Origin of the sequence: Streptomyces tendae (genome assembly GCF_014650435.1) — a bacterium.
GTDB lineage: Bacteria > Actinomycetota > Actinomycetes > Streptomycetales > Streptomycetaceae > Streptomyces > Streptomyces tendae.
In genome coordinates this window covers 70,200-89,148 of record NZ_BMUY01000009.1, presented here as the reverse complement: position 1 = coordinate 89,148, position 18,949 = coordinate 70,200, and the positions used below count along the sequence as shown (strand labels likewise).

The 18,949-nt window shown below is 73.4% G+C and carries 18 protein-coding genes; 7 read left to right on the top strand and 11 right to left on the bottom strand.

Annotated features, from left to right (window positions below; translation table 11 throughout):
- Positions 1–204: 204 nt before the first annotated feature.
- The 6 genes from IE258_RS23630 to IE258_RS23605 all read right to left on the bottom strand — a co-directional run bounded on the left by IE258_RS23630 (position 205) and on the right by IE258_RS23605 (position 6,979).
- Positions 205–408, bottom strand: a complete 204-nt coding sequence (locus tag IE258_RS23630; protein ID WP_189746552.1) for a hypothetical protein — start codon at positions 406–408, stop codon at positions 205–207.
- A gap of 2 nt (positions 409–410) precedes the next feature.
- Positions 411–1,664 (bottom strand): MFS transporter, encoded by a 1,254-nt coding sequence (locus IE258_RS23625; RefSeq protein WP_189746549.1) that lies wholly within the window; start codon positions 1,662–1,664, stop codon positions 411–413.
- 39 nt (positions 1,665–1,703) lie between these two features.
- Entirely contained in the window at positions 1,704–3,146 is a 1,443-nt protein-coding gene (locus IE258_RS23620; protein WP_159325498.1) for a CitMHS family transporter, read from the bottom strand.
- 123 nt (positions 3,147–3,269) lie between these two features.
- On the bottom strand, positions 3,270–5,513 hold the full coding sequence (locus IE258_RS23615) for a molybdopterin-dependent oxidoreductase (protein WP_189746547.1): 2,244 nt from the start codon (positions 5,511–5,513) through the stop codon (positions 3,270–3,272).
- A 163-nt stretch (positions 5,514–5,676) separates the two neighbouring features.
- A complete protein-coding gene (locus IE258_RS23610; RefSeq protein WP_109033602.1) occupies positions 5,677–6,306 on the bottom strand; it encodes a TetR/AcrR family transcriptional regulator in 630 nt (209 codons plus the stop codon).
- Between the two features lie 103 nt (positions 6,307–6,409).
- Entirely contained in the window at positions 6,410–6,979 is a 570-nt protein-coding gene (locus tag IE258_RS23605; RefSeq protein ID WP_189746545.1) for a hypothetical protein, read from the bottom strand.
- A gap of 206 nt (positions 6,980–7,185) precedes the next feature.
- Between IE258_RS23605 and hmgA the strand changes: the two genes are divergently transcribed.
- The 3 genes from hmgA to IE258_RS23590 are packed head-to-tail and all read left to right on the top strand — an operon-like array spanning position 7,186 to position 10,470.
- Complete coding sequence (gene hmgA, locus IE258_RS23600; RefSeq protein WP_189746543.1) at positions 7,186–8,511, top strand: homogentisate 1,2-dioxygenase; 1,326 nt, start codon at positions 7,186–7,188, stop codon at positions 8,509–8,511.
- Positions 8,512–8,537: 26 nt separating this feature from the next.
- Positions 8,538–9,287: a GntR family transcriptional regulator gene (locus IE258_RS23595; protein ID WP_189746541.1), complete on the top strand. Its 750-nt coding sequence runs from the start codon at positions 8,538–8,540 to the stop codon at positions 9,285–9,287.
- Positions 9,288–9,309: 22 nt separating this feature from the next.
- Complete coding sequence (locus tag IE258_RS23590; protein WP_189746538.1) at positions 9,310–10,470, top strand: type ISP restriction/modification enzyme; 1,161 nt, start codon at positions 9,310–9,312, stop codon at positions 10,468–10,470.
- Positions 10,471–10,500: 30 nt separating this feature from the next.
- Here IE258_RS23590 and IE258_RS23585 read toward each other — a convergent pair whose 3' ends face one another.
- Positions 10,501–11,205, bottom strand: a complete 705-nt coding sequence (locus IE258_RS23585; RefSeq protein ID WP_189746537.1) for a TetR/AcrR family transcriptional regulator C-terminal domain-containing protein — start codon at positions 11,203–11,205, stop codon at positions 10,501–10,503.
- A 63-nt stretch (positions 11,206–11,268) separates the two neighbouring features.
- Between IE258_RS23585 and IE258_RS23580 the strand changes: the two genes are divergently transcribed.
- A complete protein-coding gene (locus IE258_RS23580; RefSeq protein WP_189746536.1) occupies positions 11,269–12,258 on the top strand; it encodes an ATP-binding cassette domain-containing protein in 990 nt (329 codons plus the stop codon).
- Complete coding sequence (locus IE258_RS23575; RefSeq protein WP_189746535.1) at positions 12,255–13,082, top strand: ABC transporter permease; 828 nt, start codon at positions 12,255–12,257, stop codon at positions 13,080–13,082. The genes IE258_RS23580 and IE258_RS23575 overlap by 4 nt, the downstream gene beginning before the upstream one ends.
- Positions 13,083–13,293: 211 nt before the next feature.
- Here the strand turns inward: IE258_RS23575 and IE258_RS23570 are convergent, their stop codons facing one another.
- The 3 genes from IE258_RS23570 to IE258_RS23560 all read right to left on the bottom strand — a co-directional run bounded on the left by IE258_RS23570 (position 13,294) and on the right by IE258_RS23560 (position 14,970).
- Positions 13,294–13,563 (bottom strand): hypothetical protein, encoded by a 270-nt coding sequence (locus IE258_RS23570; protein ID WP_003977105.1) that lies wholly within the window; start codon positions 13,561–13,563, stop codon positions 13,294–13,296.
- 115 nt (positions 13,564–13,678) lie between these two features.
- Entirely contained in the window at positions 13,679–14,431 is a 753-nt protein-coding gene (locus IE258_RS23565; protein WP_189746534.1) for an anti-sigma factor, read from the bottom strand.
- Positions 14,428–14,970, bottom strand: coding sequence for a sigma-70 family RNA polymerase sigma factor (locus tag IE258_RS23560; RefSeq protein ID WP_159325513.1), 543 nt, complete (start codon positions 14,968–14,970; stop codon positions 14,428–14,430). The genes IE258_RS23565 and IE258_RS23560 overlap by 4 nt, the downstream gene beginning before the upstream one ends.
- A gap of 197 nt (positions 14,971–15,167) precedes the next feature.
- Between IE258_RS23560 and IE258_RS23555 the strand changes: the two genes are divergently transcribed.
- Complete coding sequence (locus IE258_RS23555) at positions 15,168–16,856, top strand: serine/threonine-protein kinase (RefSeq protein ID WP_189746532.1); 1,689 nt, start codon at positions 15,168–15,170, stop codon at positions 16,854–16,856.
- On the opposite strand, the gene IE258_RS23550 is transcribed toward IE258_RS23555, so the two are convergent.
- Entirely contained in the window at positions 16,826–17,632 is an 807-nt protein-coding gene (locus IE258_RS23550; protein WP_189746530.1) for an SGNH family lipase, read from the bottom strand. The two genes, IE258_RS23555 and IE258_RS23550, sit on opposite strands and share 31 nt — an antisense overlap.
- Before the next feature lie 216 nt (positions 17,633–17,848).
- On the opposite strand from IE258_RS23550, the gene IE258_RS23545 reads away from it, so the two are divergent.
- Positions 17,849–18,943 carry a DUF5925 domain-containing protein gene (locus IE258_RS23545; protein WP_159325519.1) on the top strand — a complete coding sequence of 365 codons (1,095 nt, stop codon included), beginning with the start codon at positions 17,849–17,851 and terminating at the stop codon, positions 18,941–18,943.
- Positions 18,944–18,949 lie beyond the last annotated feature (6 nt).

Below are 18,949 nucleotides of genomic sequence, written 5' to 3'. Positions count from 1 at the left end.
ACGGACCGTGCCCGGCCGGGGGAAGACGCTGGACCACAACTCGCCGCGAACGTCCATCTGGTGAGAAAGCGGACGCCCACATTCAGCAGTCCCGGACGCCCTGTCAGGTGTCTCGGACGTCCTGCCAGACCTCTCGAACGCCCTGCAGACCTCTCGGACGCCCTGTCGGACCTCTCCGACCCCTTGTCAGGGGTCTCGGTCGCGTCAGTCCCCTCCCAGGGTGCTGCTGTCGTTGCTCCGGTTGCGGTTCCCGGTGGAGCGGCCGGAGGCGCGGACCAGTTCGCCCGCCGCCATCGTCGCCTTCGCCACCGCCCGGGTCCAGGGCGGGCCGCCGCGAGCCGCCCACACGACACTGGCGCAGCCCGCCACGACCAGGACCAGGATTACGGACAGAACCAACAGGATCATGCTCAGCCCTTCGCTTCCCGACACGGCCGGCTGCCACCGGCCCGGTCCGGGACATCCTGCCCCACCACCGGGCCCCGCGGGTCGGCCAGGCCCGCCGAAGGGGCCCGCAGGGCGACGCCGGAGGAGAGCAGGAGCAGCGCGCCCAGCATCACGAACGGCGCGGCCACGCCCGCCACGCCCGCGATCAGGCCCGCGGCGGCGGGTGCGGCGACCTGGCCGAGGCGGTTGCCGGTCAGACGCAGGGCGAGGGCCGTGGAGCGCGCCTCGTCGGGGGCCGCCTGCACGACCGTGGTCATGGACAGCGGCTGGCCGACGCCCAGGCAGAAGCCGAGGACGACCAGCATCAGCGCGAGCGCCCACACCGGCACAGGCAGCGCGACCCCGGCGCACAGCAGCGCGGCCAGCAGGCACGTCGTCGTGAGCAGCGCCGTGCGGCCGAGCAGCCGAAGCAGGGGCGTCAGCACGAGCCGGCAGGCGATCGTGGCGGCGGCCCGCAGGCTGAGCAGTACGCCGATCACGGCCGGGGAGATCCCCCGGTGCTCGCCGACCACCGGAAGGTAGGCGGTCAGGATGTCGGTCGCGGAGAGCACGGACAGGCTGATCAGGATGCCGGCCGGAACGCCCCGGGCACGCAGGATGCTCCCCACGGGGACGCGCGCGCCCCGTTCCGTACGGGATTCGGCGGCCGAGGGGTGCTCTGTGCGCCACAGGGAGGTGAAGGCGACCGCCGCGCCCGCGCCCGCCACCACCAGGGCCAGCGCGCTGCTGCCGGCCATGTCGGGGCCGCCGATCAGCGCGCCCGCGGCGATGGGGCCGATCAGCTGGCCGAGCGAGGCGCCGATGGTGAAGTGGCCGAAGTTGCGGTCCTGTTCGTGCGGCGCGGACTGGCGGGCGACCAGTGACTGGGCGCCGATGACGAAGCAGAGGTGCCCGAGGCCCATGACGCCGCTCCACAGGGCCATGGTCCACAGCGACCCGGCGACACCGCTCAGCGCGCAGCCCCCGGCGATGAGCACCACCCCGGCGGGCAGCAGCGGCGCGCAGCGGCCGTGGTCGGTGCGGCGGCCCAGCGGTACGGCGGCGAACAGCGGCAGCAGCGCGTACACACCGGCGATGACACCGACGGCCCGTTCGTCCGCGCCCAGCGCGAGGGCCCGGTAGGAGACGGCGGGCCGGGCCATCGACACCGCGGCCTGTGCGAAGCCGAAGGCGATGACGAGACGGAGCAGCCAGCCGCGGTTCCCACCGGGCACCATGATCGCGCCCCTTTCCGATGATCTGATGTTCTCCGACGGTCAGATGATGCCGAACAGGATGCCCGCCGCGAGGATCACCAGGCTCGTCAGGACGGCCCACTTCACCACGAACCGCGTGTGGTCGCCGAACTCGACCTTGGCCATGCCGACCAGGACGTACACGGCCGGCACCAGCGGGCTGGACATGTGCAGCGGCTGGCCGACGATCGAGGCGCGGGCGATCTCCAGCGTCGACACGCCATGTGCCTGGCCGGCCTCCGCGAGCACCGGCAGGACACCGAAGTAGAAGCCGTCGTTCGACATGAAGTAGGTGAGCGGCAGGCTCAACAGGCCGGTGACCAGGCCCATCTGCGGGCCCATGCCGTCGGGGATGGTGTCCACCAGCCAGTTGGCCATGTGGTCGACCATGCCGGTGCCGGTGAGGACGCCGGTGAAGACGGCGGCGGCGAAGACCATGCCGGAGACGTTGAGGACGTTGTCGGCGTGGGCCGCGATGCGGGCCTTCTGGTCGGGGATGTGCGGGAAGTTGACGGTGAGGGCGAGCGCGGCGCCGAGCAGGAAGAGCACCGGGATCGGCAGCAGCTCCATGATCATGGCGGTGAGCAGCGCGACCGTGAGCAGCGCGTTGAACCAGTACAGCTTGGGCCGCAGGGTGGGCCGGTTCGGGTCGAGGCCCTGGAAGCCGTCGCCGGACGCGCCGCCGGACCCGGCATCCCCGTCCGCCGCCTCGCCCGAGCCGCCCGCCGCACCGCGGTCCGCACCGGTACGCGCACCGGACCCACCGGAGACGGCACCCGCACCGGCACCGGCGCCGACCAGCACCGTCTCGGTCTCCGGCTCCCGCACCAGCGCCTCGTCCAGCGTCAGCGTGCCCACCCGCCTGCGCTCGCGCAGACCCAGCACGTACGCCAGGACGACGACCGCGACGAGACCGACGGCCAGGGCGGGGATCATCGGGACGAAGATGTCGGTGGCGTCGACCTTCAGCGCGGTGGCGGCGCGGGCGGTGGGGCCGCCCCAGGGCAGCGTGTTCATCACACCGTTGGCCATCGCGGCGACGCCGGTCATCACGACCAGGCTCATCTTCAGCCGCTTGTACAGCGGATACATCGCCGAGACCGTGATCATGAAGGTGGTGGAGCCGTCCCCGTCCAGCGAGACGATCGCGGCGAGCAGCGCCGTGCCGACGACGACGCGCATCGGGTCGGCCTTGCAGAACTTCAGGATGGCCCGGACGATCGGGTCGAAGAGCCCGACGTCGATCATCACACCGAAGTAGACGATCGCGAACATGAGCATCGCCGCGGTGGGGGCGAGGCTGGACACGCCGTCGATGACGTAGTCGCCGAGGTGGGCGCCCTTGCCGACGAACACGCAGAACAGCGCGGGAATCAGCACGAGCGCCGCGATCGGCGACATCTTCTTCATCATGATCAGGACCAGGAAGGTCGCGATCATGGCGAAGCCGAGGATGGTCAGCATGAGTGAGTACCTAACGTTCGCCCTTGAACATCCCACCGGGGCAGGCGGTGCGAGCGACGTTAGGTGGCGCGAGGGAGCGTTAACAAGACGTTGACATGCGAGCAATAAGCGCAAAACTCCAGGTCACGGCTTTGCGCCGGTCAGTGGTGTGAGCGTGACGGGTACGCCGTTGAGGACCGCGTTGCCCGAGAGCGGGTCGAGCATGCTGCCGTCCAGGAGCTGGTTGACGTTGACGCCGGGGTCCGCGGCGGCGTGCGTCTGGCGGGTGCCCGGCCGGTCGTGGCCCCAGCCGTGCGGGAGGCTCACCACGCCGGGCCGGACGGTGTCGGTGACCTCGGCGGGGACGGTTACCGCTCCCCCGGGCCCCTGCACGCGCACGGGTTGCGCACCGCGCACACCCAACCGTTCGGCGTCCTCGGGGTTCACGTGCAGGGTGCAGCGGTTGGAGCCGCCGGTGAGGGCGGGGATGTTGTGCATCCAGCTGTTGTTGGAGCGCAGGTGGCGGCGGCCGACGAGGACGAGCCCGGCGGGGCGTTCGGCGCGGGCCCGCACGAGGCGCGGCAGGTCGGCGGCGATCGGCCCCGGCAGCAGCTCCACCTTGCCGCTGCGGGTCTTCAGCGGCTGCGGCAGGCGCGGGCGCAGCGGGCCGAGGTCGATGCCGTGCGGGTGGGCGAGGAGCCGCTCCAGGGTCAGCCCGTCGGGCCGGGCGCCGAAGCCGTCGCCGTAGGGGCCGAGGCGCAGCATCAGGTCCAGGCGCCGCTCGGGGCCGTTCTCGCCGGTCAGTTGTGCGGTGAGTGCTCCGGGGTCGCGGCCGTGCACGGGTGAGTGGGGCTCCCGTACGGACTTGGCGAGGGTCTGCTCGATCACGCCGGCGTCGACGGCGGCGGGGTCGGTGCCGTGCGCCCCGGTGACGGCCAGGGTGAGCCGGGCCAGGATCTCCGTCTCGGCCATCCTGCCGGGCTCCAGCGGGACGGCGGGACGCGTGTAGCGGACCTGGTTGCGCACGGCGAGGGTGTTGAAGGCGAAGTCGTGGTGCGGGCTCTGGGCCGGCGGGGGCGGCGGCAGGACGACGTGGGCGTGGCGGGAGGTCTCGTTGAGGTAGGGGTCGACGCTCACCATGAAGTCGAGGGAGTCCAGCGCCTTGTCGAGCCGGTCGCCGTCGGGCGCGGACAGCACGGGGTTGGCGGCGACCGTGAGCAGCGCGCGGACGGGTTCGCCCGTGTCGGTGGCGGTGTCGATCTCCTCGGCGAGCGCGGACAGGGGCAGTTCGCCCTTCGCCTCGGGGTGTCCGCTCACCCGGGAGTGCCAGCGGCCGAGCGCGAACCCGCGACCGGGTCCCGCGGGGCGCGGGGTCCGGTCGGTGGCGGCCTGCGGGAAGAGCGCGCCGCCGGGCCGGTCGAGGTTGCCGGTGAGGATGTTGAGGACGTCCACGAGCCAGCTGGCGAGGGTGCCGTGCGGGACGGTGCAGCTGCCGATGCGGGCGTACACGGCGGCGGTGCGGGCGGCGGCGAGTTCGCGGGCGAGGGCACGCGTCACGTCGGCGTCCACGTCGCAGGCGGCGGCGACGGACTCGGGGCTGAAGTCGCGTACCGCGTCACGGACTTCGCCGAGCCCCTCGACGTGCGGGGCGAGTGCGCCGAGGTCGACCAGATCCTCCTCGTACAGCACGTGGGTCATCGCGGCCAGCAGCAGCGCGTCGGTGCCGGGGCGGATCGCCACGTGCCGGTCGGCGAGCTTCGCGGTGCGGGTACGGCGCGGGTCGACGACGGTGAGGGTGCCGCCGCGGGCCCTGAGCGCCTTGAGCCGGCCGGGGAAGTCGGGGGCGGTGCACAGACTGCCGTTGGACTCCAGCGGGTTGGCGCCGATGAGGAGCAGGTGGTCGGTGCGGTCGAGGTCGGGCACCGGGATGGCGTTCGCGTCGCCGAAGAGCAGGCCGCTGGAGACGTGCTTGGGCATCTGGTCGAGGGTGGACGCGGTGAAGACGCTGCGGCTGCCGAGGGCACCGAGCAGGACGTTCGGGTAGAGGGCCCCGGCGACGGTGTGCACGTTGGGGTTGCCGAGGACCACGCCGACGGAGTGCGGTCCGTACCGCTCGACGACGGGCCGGACACCGGCGGCGACCGCGTCGAACGCCTCCTGCCAGGTGGCCTCGCGCAGCGCGCCGTCCCTGCGCACCAGGGGCGCGCGCAACCGGTCGGGGTCGGAGTCGACGGCCCCGAAGGAGGCGCCTTTGGGGCAGATGAAGCCGCGGCTGAAGACGTCGTCCCGGTCGCCGCGGGCCGCGGTGACCGTGGTGCCGTCGACGGTGAGGGCCAGGCCGCAGGTGGCCTCGCACAGGGGGCAGATACGCAGGGCGGTGCGGGACACGGGTCCTCCCGGAAGGCGGCGGTCCGCTCGGGCGGCGGTCCGCTCGGGGCGGTGGTTACGCTCTCTGCCCCGCGAGCATACCGACCGGTAGGCATGTTGGGGAGGCCCTGAACCGACTGCCGCGTGAACACCTGTGCGGCCGTGGCTGCCGGCTGCCGGCCCGTCAGTCCAGAACCCGCCCCAGATATGCCCGCAGCAGTTCCCGGGCCTCCTCGATGATCTTCTCGTCGCCGTCCGGTGCGACCCGGAAGGCGAGTTGTACGAGGGTGTCGGCGGTCTCCACGGCGACGAGGAAGACGCGGCGCAGGTCGTCGTCGGGGCGGCGGCCCAGATAGCCGGAGAGCAGTTCGGTGAGTCGCTCGGCGACGCGGTGGTTGGGCACGGCGTGGCGGTCGCCGACCGGGATCTGGTTGCCGAAGTCGATCAGGGAGAAGCCGGGGGCGGTCCGCTTCATCGCCAGGTACTCGTCGAGCACGGCGTCCAGCGCGCCGCGCCAGCCGCCGCCGTCCGGCCCCGAGTCCGTCTCCGTCAGCCGTTCGGTCACCCGCTCCGCGTAGCGCTCCAGGTTGCGCTGGGCCAGGGCGTCGGCCATCTGCCGCTTGTTGCCGAAGAAGCGGTACACGGACCCGATGGGGACGTCCGCGCGCAGCGCCACGGCCCGGGTGCTCAGGGCGTCGTAGCCCACCTCGTCGAGGAGGTCGGCGCAGGCGTCGAGGATCCGGGTCAGCCGTTCGGCGCTGCGCCGCTGCACGGGGGCACGGCGGAGCGGGGTCGCATGGGACACGGTCCTCATGATGCCCTCCGGGACCGGCCGGGTGAACCGCACCCTCCGGTACGGCCGGCCGCACCGTCCGTACCCGGCCCTTCGGGGCGCCGGGTGCGCACGGCGGGCGCGCTCACCGGTCCGCCGCCGGTTCGGTGACCGTCCGGCCCTCGATCTCCTCCGGCTGCGTCGCCCCGGTCGGCTCGGCCTCCGACGCCGTGATGTCCGCCGTGCTCTCCACGGGCTCGCCGTCGACGGCCCAGACGGTGTCGTCGTCGGCGTACAGGCGGACGGTGACCTGGTGCGTGCCGCGCGGGACCAGGTCGGCGGGGAGGCGGTACTGGGGGCCGCGCAGGCGGGTGAGGAGGTCGCCATCGAGGAAGAGGTGGGCGACGCCGCGGCCGGCCACCGCCTTCGCCTCCGTGCCGTTCGGCGAGAAGCGGAAGTTGCGGACGGTCAGGCGGACGTCCCAGCTGTCGTCGGCCTCGGGCTGCACCTCGATCCCGACGTCGGGGGCGTGCTCGGCGGCCACCTCGCGGTAGCGCCGGCCCTCCTCGTCGGTGGCGTCGAGCAGCTTGCCGACCGGTGTGGCCGAATCCCCGGCCTCCGGTTCACCCACGTCACCCGAGCCGCAGCCCGCCGATCCCGTCAACAGCAGGACACAGACCGCGAGCCCGGCGAGCACTCCCCGCGTCCACGACATGACGCGAGACTAGAACACGGGTCCGACAGTCCGGATCCCCCGGGGGTGTGGTTCCGGTCATCCTCACGACGGATGTTGGGACGGAGGGGGCGGGCGGGAGCGGAGCGGGGAAGTCCTCTTATGCCCTCTTGCGCGAGGGAAACCGCAATCCTACGGTGTGCCATAGGAATCGGGTCGCAAGGATTCGGGTCGCGAGGGAGCGAGCAATGAGCGGGAACGCGCGGAAGACCGCGGAGGGGCTGGCCTATCTGTCCGGTTTCGGCAACGAGCACAGCTCGGAGGCCGTGGCGGGCGCGCTGCCCGAGGGCCGGAACTCTCCGCAGCGGGCGCCGCTGGGCCTGTACGCGGAGCAGCTGAGCGGCACGGCGTTCACGGAACCGAGGGCGCACAACCGGCGCTCGTGGCTGTACCGGATCCGCCCGTCGGCCGCGCACCCCGCGTTCACCCGCACGGGCAACGGCGCGATCCGCACGGCGCCCTTCAACCAGGCCGTGCCCGACCCGAACCGGCTGAGGTGGAACCCGCTGCCGGTGCCCGGGCCCGCCATGGACTTCGTCGACGGGCTGTGGACGCTCGGCGGCAACGGCGACGCGAGCCAACGCACCGGCATGGCCGTGCACCTCTACCACGCCACGGCGTCCATGGAGCGTGTCTTCAGCGACGCGGACGGCGAGTTGCTGATCGTCCCGGAGCGCGGCGGCCTGCTGCTGCACACCGAGTTCGGGCTGCTGCACACCGAGCCGGGCCACGTCGCGCTGATCCCGCGCGGGGTCCGCTTCCGCGTGTCGCTGCTGGACGCGGACGCCCGCGGATACGTCTGCGAGAACTACGGCGCCCCGTTCCAGCTCCCCGACCTCGGCCCGATCGGCGCCAACGGCCTGGCCAACGCCCGGGACTTCCGGGCGCCGGTCGCCGCGTACGAGGACGACGAGAGCACACCGGGCCCGGTGGAGGTGGTCAACAAGTTCTGCGGCAACCTCTGGACCGCCGAGTACGACCATTCCCCGCTGGACGTCGTCGCCTGGCACGGCAACCACGTCCCGTACGTCTACGACCTGCGCCGTTTCAACGTCATCGGCACCATCTCGTACGACCACCCGGACCCGTCGATCTTCACGGTGCTCACCTCGCCATCGGACACGCCGGGCCTGGCGGGCGTGGACTTCGTCGTGTTCGCGCCGCGCTGGCTGGTGGGCGAGGACACCTTCCGGCCGCCGTACTTCCACCGGAACGTGATGAGCGAGTACATGGGCCTGATCGAGGGCGCCTACGACGCCAAGGCGGAAGGCTTCGTGCCGGGCGGCGGTTCGCTGCACAACATGATGTCGGCGCACGGCCCGGACCGGGAGACCTTCGACCGGGCGAGCGCGGCCGAGCTGAAGCCGCAGCGGATCGACGACGGGCTGGCGTTCATGTTCGAGACGCGGTGGCCGGTGACCCTCACTCCGCAGGCCGCCCGTGCGGAGCACCTCCAGCCCCGCTACGACGACGTCTGGCAGGGCCTGGAGCGGCACTTCCGCCCCTTGCACTGAGCATTTCCTACCGGTACGGATGGCCCGTGACCTCCTTCGCCCCGGACTCCATCGTCCTGAACCGCAAGCTGCCGCTCTGGTATCAGGTGTCGCAGTCGCTGCGCGCCTCGATACTCGGCCGCTCGCCCCGGGACCCGCTGCGCCTGCCCACGGAGGAGCAGTTGGCGGGGCACTACGGGGTGAGTGTGCTGACCATGCGGCAGGCGCTGAAGGAGCTGGAGGACGAGGGGCTGATCACCCGCCACCGCCGCCGGGGCACGTTCATCGAACCGCACGCCCGCCGGGGCGCGCCGGTGCGGCTGCTCGGCTCGGTGGACGCGATCGTGGCCCAGCAGTCCGGCATGAAGGCCGAACTGCTGGACCACGGCACCACTCCCGTGCCCTCCGAACTCGGCGAGTACTTCCCGGAGCTGCCGGAGGTGGCGACGTACCACCGGCTGCGCTGCGACGAGAAGACGGGCGAGCCGACCAACCACGCCCGCAACTACGTCCGTCCGGAGCTGGCCGCGCGCATCGACCCGGACGGCCTCGCCCGGTGGCCGATGACCAAGGTGCTCAGGGACGTGGTGGGCATGGACATCAGCCGGATCACCGACACCGTCGAGGCCCGGCTCGCGGACCCGGAGACGGCGCGGCTGCTCGAAGTCCCCCTGCTCAGCCCGATCCTGCACTACACGGGCATCACCTACGACGGCGCCGGCCGGGTCCTCGACGTGGCCGTCATCCACTACCGGGGCGACCGGTTCTCCTTCACGGTCACCCTGGATGCCACGTGAGGCCGCGGCGCCCCGTCGTACGATGCCCGGCGTGACGCACGACGACGCCCCGCCGCTGGCGGACCTCATGCCGTGGTCCGTCGCACCGCCGCGGCTCGGCCGGGGGTGGCCGACGGCTCCCGACCCGGCGTCCCTCAAGGCCCGCTGGGACGCCCTGCTGAAGGCCGAGGGACCCGACCGCGCGACCCTGTTCGAGCCGACCCGCTCGCGCACGCCGTACTCGGCGGTCGGACGGCTGCCGGGCGGCACCGGGGGCACCGAGCGGCTGGCGCGCGCCGTGGGGCCCTGTGCCGAGCCGGTCCGGGTGCTGCGGTCGCCCTTCGACGAGCAGTGGCTGATCCCCGACCACCGGCTGATCGACGCGGCCCGCCCGGAGCTGTGGCGGGTGGCGGACGAGCGGCAGGTGTTCGTGGTGGAGACGCCGGACGCCGCCGGTGGGCCGCTGCTCCTCGCGACCTCGCTGCTGCCGCTGTTCGGCCCGGCCCGGATCCGCCCGCTGCACCGCCGCCCCGGCGGCGCGGAGCCCAACCTCGCCCCGGGTCTGCTGGACCATCTGGCCGCCCGTCTCGGCCTGCGCCCCGGCCCGCTGGACGTGCTCGCCTGGTCGGTGGCGGCCGTGCGGCCCGGTGCGCTGGTCCCGCTCACCGCGGACCCCGCACTGTGGGAGCGCGGGGTCGAGCTGGGACGGCGCGCCCTGTGGCTGATGCGCCGCGACGGAGCGCGCCCCAAGCTGCCCGGCGGCCGCCGCCCCTACGTCCGCGCCCCGCTGCCGCCGCGACCGCTGACCCTGAGCTACGACCGGGACGAGGAGGCCCTCTTCCTGGACGAGGGCCGGGTCTCCCCCGTGCCGCCCGGTGCCTGGGACTTCGAGGTGGGCGGGGTGCGGGTGCTGGAGCAGTGGTTCGCGGCCCGCACCGCCGAGGGCGAGCCGGGCACGCTGACGGCGATCCGTCCGATCGGCTGGCCGCAGACATGGACGTCCGAACTGCTGGAACTGATCACGGTCCTCGCCCTGCTGGACGAAGTGCGAAGTGCGTGCCGGGAATTGACGGTCACGGACCGGATCACCGCGGGCGAGCTGCGCGAGGCGGGCGTCCTGCCGGTGCCGGCGTCGGCCCGCCGACCGGCCTCCGTGCTGGACGACCGGGAGGAGGGGCCGGAGGGGCAGCTCGCGCTGCTGTGACGTCGGCGGAGCCGGGGCTCCGGCTGCCGCTCAGGCGAACCCGTCCAGCACCCGCGCCAGCGCCCGCTCGAAGACCCCCTCCAGGTCGATCGGGCCCGCGTCCTCGGCGAAGGACGCCGCCAGCCTCGGGTAGGCGCCGCTCGCGACCTGCCGGCCGAGGTAGGCGATGCGCACCGCGTTCTCCTGCTCCTGGGACCAGGGCAGCGAGCGGGTGCGCTCGACGGTGGCGATCTCGTTGCCGACGTACGTGGTCACCACGCCGTTGACCATCGCGATCAGCTCCATCTTGGTGCCGTAGGGCGCCTCGAAGGGGTCCAGGCAGGCCAGGCAGTGCTCCAGGTAGCGCAGGGCGTTGGGGCTGAAGCCGTAGACCGGGGACATCAGGCGGGGCAGCCAGGTGTGGCGGTGCATGAGGGCGCGGGTCTGGTGGGCGACCCGGATCAGGTCCGCGCGCCAGTCGCCGCTGGGCTCCCACAGCTCGTGCTCGCCACTGGCCGCGTCCATCATCAGCTCGTACAGGTCCTCCTTGCGGGGGACGTAGTTGTAGAGCGACATGGTGCCGCAGCCCAGTTCGGCGGCGACGCGGCGCATCGTGACCGCGTCCAGGCCCTCGGCGTCGGCGATCCGCACCGCGGCGGCGGCGATGTCGGCGCGGGTGTAGGCCGGTCTCGGCCCCCGGCCGGTGCGCTCGGGGCGCGACCAGATCACTTCGGGTACGGCCGCTCGGCCCGCCATCGTGCATCACCTCGGCCACCATCCTAGTTACGTACAGCGTACGTAGTGCGCTATGGTCGACCCATGACTACTACGTACGCTGTACTTAGTGAGGGTCTGGAGAAGCGCTTCGGCGCCGTGCACGCCCTGCGCGGCCTGGATCTCGCGGTGGCCGAGGGCACCGTCTGCGGGCTGCTCGGGCCGAACGGGGCCGGCAAGACCACGGCGGTCCGGCTGCTGACGACGCTGCTGCGGCCGGACGCCGGGTCGGCCCGGATCGCCGGGCACGACCTGGTGCGCGAGGCCGCCGCGGTCCGCCGCCGGATCGGGGTGACCGGGCAGTACGCGTCGGTGGACGGGGACCTCACCGGACGGCAGAACCTGCGGCTGTTCACCCGGCTGCACCGGGTGCGGAACGCGGCGGCGCGGGCCGACGAGTTGCTCGACCGCTTCGGCCTGGCCGACGCCGCCGACCGGCCCGCCGCCACCCTGTCCGGCGGAATGCGGCGCCGCCTCGACCTGGCCGCGAGCCTGGTGCGCCGCCCCGACGTGCTGTTCCTGGACGAGCCCACGACCGGGCTCGACCCGGCCAGCCGGAACCGGATCTGGGACGCCGTGCGCGCCCTGAAGGCGGACGGCACCACCGTGCTGCTCACCACGCAGTACCTGGAGGAGGCCGACCGTCTGGCGGACGACATCGCCCTGGTGGACCGCGGCCGGGTCGCGCACACCGGGTCACCGGCCGCGCTCAAGGCCCTGGTCGGGACGTACGCGGAGGCCGTCGTCACGGACGCGGAAGCGCTGACGCGGGCGGCGGCGGTCCTGGACCGGCTGACCGGTGCCGAGCCGGCCCTCGACCACGAGCGGCACACCGTCGGGGCCGTCAGCACCGATCCGACGCTGACCCTGCCGCGCCTGGTGCGCGAACTCGACGCGGCGGGCGTGCCCCTGGTGGACGCGCGCCTGCGGCCGCCGACCCTCGACGACGTCTTCCTCCGCCTGACCGACGGCAGCGACGGCAACGGCCGCGACAACAGCGATGACAGCAACGACGGCAGGGAGCTGGTGGCATGAGCACGGTGACGACGGGATCGTACGGCTCTGCGCACGGACCGGCCTACGGACTGGCGTACGACGGGGCGGCCATGCTGGGCCGCCAGTTGCGACGGGTCCGGAACAATCCGGGGCTGCTGATCCTCACCCAGACCATGCCGATCACGATGCTGCTGTTCTTCGGCTACGTCTTCGGCAGCGCGCTGGCCATGCCGGGTGAGGAGTACCGGGCCTTCCTGGTGCCGGGGTTGCTGGTCGCCACCGCCGCGAACGGCATCATGACGGGCATGTTCCAGGCCGCCCAGGACACCCACCGGGGCGTGACGGACCGCCTGCGCACGCTGCCGGTGAGCCGGGCCGCCGTGCCGCTCGGGCAGTCGGTCGCCGACGTGCTCGTGACGGCCGCCGGGACGGTGCCCCTGCTGCTCGTCGGGCTCGCGGTGGGCTGGCGGGTGGAGGGCGGTGCGCTCGGCGCGGCGGGCGCGGTGGGGCTGTTGCTGCTGTTCCGGTTCGCGACGACGTGGATCGGGATCTTCCTGGGGCTGCTCACCCGCAACGAGGAGGCCGCCGGTCAGCTGGGCGGCGCGACCTTCGTCCTGCCGCTGCTGTCCAACGCCTACATCCCGGCCGACGGACTGCCGGGCTGGCTGCGCACGGTCGCGGAGTGGAACCCGATCAGCGCGGTGACCACGGCGCTGCGGGACCTCTTCGGCAACGCGCCCGTGCCGGAGGGAGCGGCCTGGCCGGTGGCACATCCGGTCGCCGGGTCGCTGGCCTGGTGCGCGGTGCTGCTCGCGCTCTTCGTCCCGCTCGCGGTGCGCCGGTACGCGCACGGGGGTCGCTGAACGGGCCGGAGCGCGTCACCGCCGGTGGGGAGACGGCGGGACGGTACGGCGGTGCGGGAACGGGCGGACGCGTGCGGGACGGACGTACGGAGTCGGGTGTACGGGACGGCCCCGCGCTCGGGAGCACACCGGGGCGCCGCTGCGTGCCGTGGGGATGACGGACGAGTGCCGCGGCGCCGCGCCGGGAGGCGTGCCCTCCGGAGCGCGGGCCTCAGTTGCCGCCGAACAGCGAGCGGCGCAGTCGACGCAGTGGCGCGAACAGCGATACCCGGCGCACCCTGGCACCCCGGTTGCTGCGCTTGTGTGCGGGCTCACGCGCGGTCAGCTCACGCATCAGCGACGTCGCCTCCACGGTCTCCCGCGGCGGCAGGGCAGGCCCGCCGAGCACCGCGAGATGACGGTCGAGGCGCGAGCTGGTCGCGCTGCTTCCGCAGGTGATCGCAGGGACCCTTGCCCTGCTGCGCACTGTTATCTGTTCCATGTCACTCCCCACCCGTACGAGTCCACCCGGCCCGGGCAGGGTAACCCTATCGCCCCGGTACGGCATGCGTGTATCGCGGTCACAGGATTCACCTTCCCTGTAAGGGGGTTGACGATTACTCTCCGAATCCGACAGATTCCAGGGCGAGTTGGACGACCGGCTCAGTCGTCGGCCGGTCCGACCCCCCGCCGGGCTCGACGGTCACCGCGAGTGACGTCGCAAAGCGGCTGAGGCCGGAGGCGATCAGGGGCGTGTCGCCGTCGAAGAGCCCGAGGGAGCGCGGCTCAGCGCCGGGGCGCATCAGCCACAGTTGGCGCACGCGGTCGCCCGGCGGCTCGCCGTACCCGCTCAGGGTCACCACCGCGCGCCCCCTGGACACGGAGGCGACCACGGCGACACCGCGGCCGCGGGCGTCCGCAGCACGCGTCGCGCGGGCGTCCGCAGCGGCCAGAACGTGGGCGATCTCACGTGCCCGGTCCCGAGCGGTGTCCAGCTCGTCCTGGGTCTGGTGGGCCCGTACGGCGAACAGTGCCGCGACCACGAGCGCGGCCGCGGCCGTCACCGTGGCGAACGGCACGAGCAGGAGACGCGGCCGGACATGCCCGGCCGACCGCCGCGGGACCGGTCCGCGCGCGGGCGCGGGCTCCTGCGCGGTGGTGCGTACGGCGGACAGGACCCGCTCGCGCAGCGCGGGCGGCGCCGGGGTGGCCGTGGACCGGGCCAGCCGGACGGTGTCCTCGGACAGCGCCCGCACCTCGGCCGCGCAGCGGGCGCAGCCCTCCAGGTGCCGTTCGAAGCGGACCCGTTCGGCGCCCTCCAGGGCGTCCAGGGCGTAGGGGGCGGCGAGCGAGTGGGCGAAGCGGCTCATGCGGCGCCTCCCAGGCAGTCGCGCAGGCGGCCCAGCCCGTCCCTCATCCGGGTCTTCACCGTGCCCAGCGGGAGGCGGAGCCGCTCGGCCACCTCCCGGTAGGTGTAGCCGTCGTAGTAGGCGAGGGTGACCGACTGGCGCTGCAGCGCGGTCAGGCGGTCGAGACAGCGCCGCACCCACTCGCGTTCGAGCCCCGCCTCGACCTCCTCCGAGACCTGGTCGAAGGCGGGCTGGTGGGCGCGGCGGGCCTCGCGCCGTTCGCGTTCGCCGGCCGCGCGGGCGCTGCGCACCCGGTCGACGGCGCGGCGGTGGGCGACGGTGAGGATCCACGACAGGGCGCTGCCCCGGCGCGGGTCGAAGCGCGCCGCGGACCGCCACAGTTCGAGCAGTACCTCCTGCGCCACCTCCTCCGACTGCGCGGGGTCGCGCACCACGCGCCGCACGAGTCCGAACACCGGCCCCGACACCAGCCCGTACAGCTCCTCGAATGCCTTCTGGTCGCCGCCCGCCACCAGCTCCAGCAGCTCGTCCGCCTCCACCCGTCCCCCTCTCCGCGGACCGTGTCCGGCCCGTCCGCGTCGTCACCGGGCGCGCGGTGGCCCGCCCTCCGCAGGGGTTACGGACGAGCGGCCCGAAAACGCCAGTCCCCGCGCCGGATCGGCGTCAGGGGGGCCGCATCCGCACCGGGCTGGGCTACTTTGTGTAGGGTCCGCGCGCGACGTCATAGGGGGCGCCCGTGTCCGGAGAACCCGACGGTGAGCGTGTGATCGCCGGCCGCTACCGGCTCCTGTCGCCGCTCGGCGAGGGCGGCATGGGCACCGTGTGGCGCGCCCGCGACGAGCTGCTGCGGCGCGAGGTCGCCGTCAAGGAGGTGCGCGCCCCCGCCGGACTGCCGCAGGCCGACGTCGGGCGGATGTACGCCCGGCTGGAGCGCGAGGCGTGGGCCGCCGCCCGGATCTCCCACCCCAACGTGGTCACGGTGTACGACGTGGCCACCGACGGCGGCCGGCCGTGGATCGTGATGGAACTGGTCCGCGGGCTGTCCCTGGCCGATCTGCTGGCCGCCGAGGGCCCGTTGGAGCCCGGGCGGGCCGCGCTGATCGGTGCCGAGGTGCTGGCCGCGCTGCGGGCCGCGCACGCCGCGGGGGTGCTGCACCGGGACGTGAAGCCGGCCAACGTGCTGCTGGCGAACGACGGCCGCGTGGTGCTCACCGACTTCGGCATCGCCAGGGTCGAGGGCAGCGAGGCGCTGACCATGACCGGCGAGGTCGTCGGCTCGCCCGAGTTCCTCGCGCCGGAACGGGCGCTGGGCCGCACGCCGGGTCCCGCGTCCGACCTGTGGTCGCTGGGCGTACTGCTGTACGCGGCGGTGGAGGGGGTCTCTCCGTTCCGTCAGGACACGCCCCTGAGCACCCTGCGGGCGATCGTCGACGACGAGTTGCCGCCGCCGCACCGGGCCGGTGCGCTCGGGCCGGTGGTGGCGGGCCTGCTGCGCAAGGACCCGGCCGGGCGGCTCCCGGCGGACGCGGCCGAGCGTGAGCTGCGGCTGGTGGGCGCCGGCGGGACACCGTCCGGCGGACCTCGCACCGGCGGGGCGCCGTCCGGCGCGTACGCCCCTACGGTCGTGGCCGACCCGGGGTCGCCCGGGGCGCCGGGGTCACCGGGGGTGCCCACCGCGTCGACGCCTCCGATGCCCGGGCCGGCGACCGGGGGCACGTCCGCGCCCGGTGCGTCCGGCGAGTCGAGGAGCCGGGACCGGCGGGCGCGTGCCGCCCTGGCGGCGGGGCTGGCCGTGCTGGTCCTGGCGCTGGCCGGACTGACGTACGCGCTGCTGGACCGCTCGGACGGCGGTGCGGGGACGCAGGGTTCGAGCGGGAGCCCGGACCCGGGGGCCACGTCCGCGGCGACGGGCGGCGGGGGGCCGAGTCCGTCGGCGTCCTCCGGGAGCGGCAGCGGGGAGAGCACTCCCGCGCCGCAGTCGGTGCGGGTGTCCGTCGTGGGCTCGCGCACCCACTACAAGGGGGCCTGTCCGCCGCCGCACGACCGGGCGCCCGTCTTCACGGCGACGTTCACGGTGGGGCGGCTGCCCGCGGAGGTCGGCTATCGCTGGGTGACCGCGGACGGGTCGGTCTCCGACCCGGGGTGGCGGACGCTGTCCTTCCCGTCGGGCGGCGACCGCTCGCGTCAGGACACCGTGGTGGTGACGACGCACGACGACAGCGGCGCGTTCGAGAGCGCCGTGCGCGTGGAGGTGCGGACTCCGGTACGGGCCACGTCGAACGCGGTGGCGTTCTCGGTGACCTGCGGGACGGGGACGGAGACGGAGACCCCGACCGGCGGGGCCTCCTCGTCCTCTCCTCCCGCTTCTCCGTCTTCTTCTCCTTCCGCCTCGGATCAGGCGGCGCCGTTGAGGACCGGCAGGTAGCCGCCGGACTGGCCGGCCGCGGTGGGGTGGTACGACTCGCCGATGTTCAGCCAGTTGACGCTGTGCAGCCAGGGGCTGCCGGAGCACAGCTCGTGGCCGGTGAAGGTGGTGCGGACGTCGCCGAAGGTGAAGCCGTGGGCGGCGGCGCGCTGGGCGATGACGGTGTTGAGGTGGTCGGAGGCCTTGTTGATCGCCGTCCGCTTGGTCTCGGACAGGCCGATGCAGGTGGTGCCGAGCTTGTAGAAGCGCGGGTAGCCGATGACGACGACGTGGGCGTTCGGCGCCTTGTCGCTGATCGCCGAGTAGACGCCGTCGAGCTTGCCGGGCAGCGTCGAGTCGACGTACGCCTCCGCGGTGGCGATCCGCGACAGGCAGGAGCTGTCGGACTGGAGCACACAGGTCGTCATGGTGTCGCCGAACCCGGCGTCGTTGCCGCCGATGCTGATCGAGACGAGGCCGGTGCCGGCGCTGAGCGGGCCGAGCTGTCCGGAGAGAACATCACCCGTACGGGCGCCGGAACAGGCGGTGAAGTCGAACGTGGAGGGCGAGTGGGCGGCCGCGTACAGGTACGGGTGGGACTTCGTGCTGCGCTTGCAGTCGCCGCTGGAGCTGATGTAGCTGCCCGATCCGACCCCGGAGGAGTAGGAGTCGCCGAGGGCCACATAGCCGTCGGCTGCGGCGAGTTGGGCCGCCTGGGCGGTCGCGGCCCCGGTGAGGGCGGCGCCGGCGGCGAGGAGGAGTGAACTCAGGTACCCGACAAGTCGGAAACGTCTCATGGAACCTCCCTTAGCAGGATTGCTGCCACAACCGTGGTAGCGGCTACGCGCGTTGACTGGAAGTGCTCATGTCAACAATTGGCTGACACTCGTTCAAATTCGGACGAAAATCGGGCGTTTGAACGGCCGCCGAGGCGCGACGCCCCGCGCGTCCGTGCCGCACGTGTGCCCGGGAAAGCGGGTGCGTGCGGCGGCCGGGTGCCCGATCATGGCGGCATGTCCGTGAATCCGCACGAAGTCCTGCCGATCCGGCTCAACGTGGACGACAGCGACTCCCCGTCCGATGTCGTCGACGCGTTGTTCCTCGGCCGTTTCGCCACGGGTGAGCAGCCGTACTCGCACGCGGCGAACATCGACCGCGTACGGTCCGGCGCCACGCTGCTGCCTCCCGGCGCGCGCGTGCTGCGGATCGCCCGCGACGACGACCGCAGCGCGACGCTGGCGGAGGGCGACGGCTGGACGCTGCTGATCTCGCGCTGGAACCGGGGCGCCGACGTCACGGTGACGGCGACCAGCGCCGACCTCGCCGAGAAGGTGCTCGGCGAGGCGACGGACGGGGCGGCGGACGAGCCCGAGCCGCAGCCGGAGAACGTGACGATGGGGTTCTGGTACGTCTCCCCGCGGCGCGGCCCGCACCGCACCACCCGCCAGATCGCCGCGGGCACCTGGGACGAGGTCCGGGCCAACTACACGGCGCCGGTCGCCGAGGCGATGGACGGCCTGATGAAGACGACGCCCGAGGACATCGCGGGCCGACTGCTGCTCCTGCACGGGCCGCCGGGCACCGGCAAGACCTCGGCGCTGCGCACGCTGGCCCGTTCCTGGCGGGACTGGTGCCAGGTGGACTGCGTCCTCGATCCGGAGCGGCTCTTCTCCGACGTCGGCTATCTGATGGACATCGCCATCGGCGAGGAGGACGCGGCGGGCAAGGGCCGCTGGCGACTGCTGCTGCTGGAGGACTGCGACGAACTGATCCGCGGCGAGGCCAAGCACACGGCGGGCCAGGCCCTCTCCCGCCTGCTGAACCTCACCGACGGACTCCTCGGCCAGGGCCGCAACGTCCTGGTCGGCGTCACCACCAACGAGGACCTGGAGCGCCTGCACCCCGCCGTGGTCCGCCCCGGCCGTTGCCTGGCCCGCATCGAGGTCGGCCCGCTGACCCGGCGGGAGGCGGTGGACTGGCTCGGCACGGAAGAGGGCGTCGGCCGCGAGGGCGCCACCCTGGCGGAGCTGTACGCGTTGCGCCGGGGCACCTCGCCGACGGCGCTGCCGGAGCCGCGGGCGGGCACGGAGGCCGGGCTGTACCTGTAGCCCGGG

Bases quoted from the DNA above. Each gene is read 5' to 3' on its own strand.
- hmgA (WP_189746543.1), top strand. From the start codon at position 7,186: ATGAGCGGGAACGCGCGGAAGACCGCGGAGGGGCTGGCCTATCTGTCC.
- IE258_RS23580 (WP_189746536.1), top strand. From the start codon at position 11,269: ATGACTACTACGTACGCTGTACTTAGTGAGGGTCTGGAGAAGCGCTTC.
- IE258_RS23625 (WP_189746549.1), bottom strand. From the start codon at position 1,664: ATGGTGCCCGGTGGGAACCGCGGCTGGCTGCTCCGTCTCGTCATCGCC.
- IE258_RS23565 (WP_189746534.1), bottom strand. From the start codon at position 14,431: ATGAGCCGCTTCGCCCACTCGCTCGCCGCCCCCTACGCCCTGGACGCC.
- IE258_RS23590 (WP_189746538.1), top strand. From the start codon at position 9,310: ATGCCCGGCGTGACGCACGACGACGCCCCGCCGCTGGCGGACCTCATG.
- IE258_RS23550 (WP_189746530.1), bottom strand. From the start codon at position 17,632: ATGAGACGTTTCCGACTTGTCGGGTACCTGAGTTCACTCCTCCTCGCC.
- IE258_RS23620 (WP_159325498.1), bottom strand. From the start codon at position 3,146: ATGCTGACCATCCTCGGCTTCGCCATGATCGCGACCTTCCTGGTCCTG.
- IE258_RS23545 (WP_159325519.1), top strand. From the start codon at position 17,849: ATGTCCGTGAATCCGCACGAAGTCCTGCCGATCCGGCTCAACGTGGAC.
- IE258_RS23575 (WP_189746535.1), top strand. From the start codon at position 12,255: ATGAGCACGGTGACGACGGGATCGTACGGCTCTGCGCACGGACCGGCC.
- IE258_RS23585 (WP_189746537.1), bottom strand. From the start codon at position 11,205: ATGGCGGGCCGAGCGGCCGTACCCGAAGTGATCTGGTCGCGCCCCGAG.
- IE258_RS23605 (WP_189746545.1), bottom strand. From the start codon at position 6,979: ATGTCGTGGACGCGGGGAGTGCTCGCCGGGCTCGCGGTCTGTGTCCTG.
- IE258_RS23630 (WP_189746552.1), bottom strand. From the start codon at position 408: ATGATCCTGTTGGTTCTGTCCGTAATCCTGGTCCTGGTCGTGGCGGGC.
- IE258_RS23610 (WP_109033602.1), bottom strand. From the start codon at position 6,306: ATGAGGACCGTGTCCCATGCGACCCCGCTCCGCCGTGCCCCCGTGCAG.
- IE258_RS23570 (WP_003977105.1), bottom strand. From the start codon at position 13,563: ATGGAACAGATAACAGTGCGCAGCAGGGCAAGGGTCCCTGCGATCACC.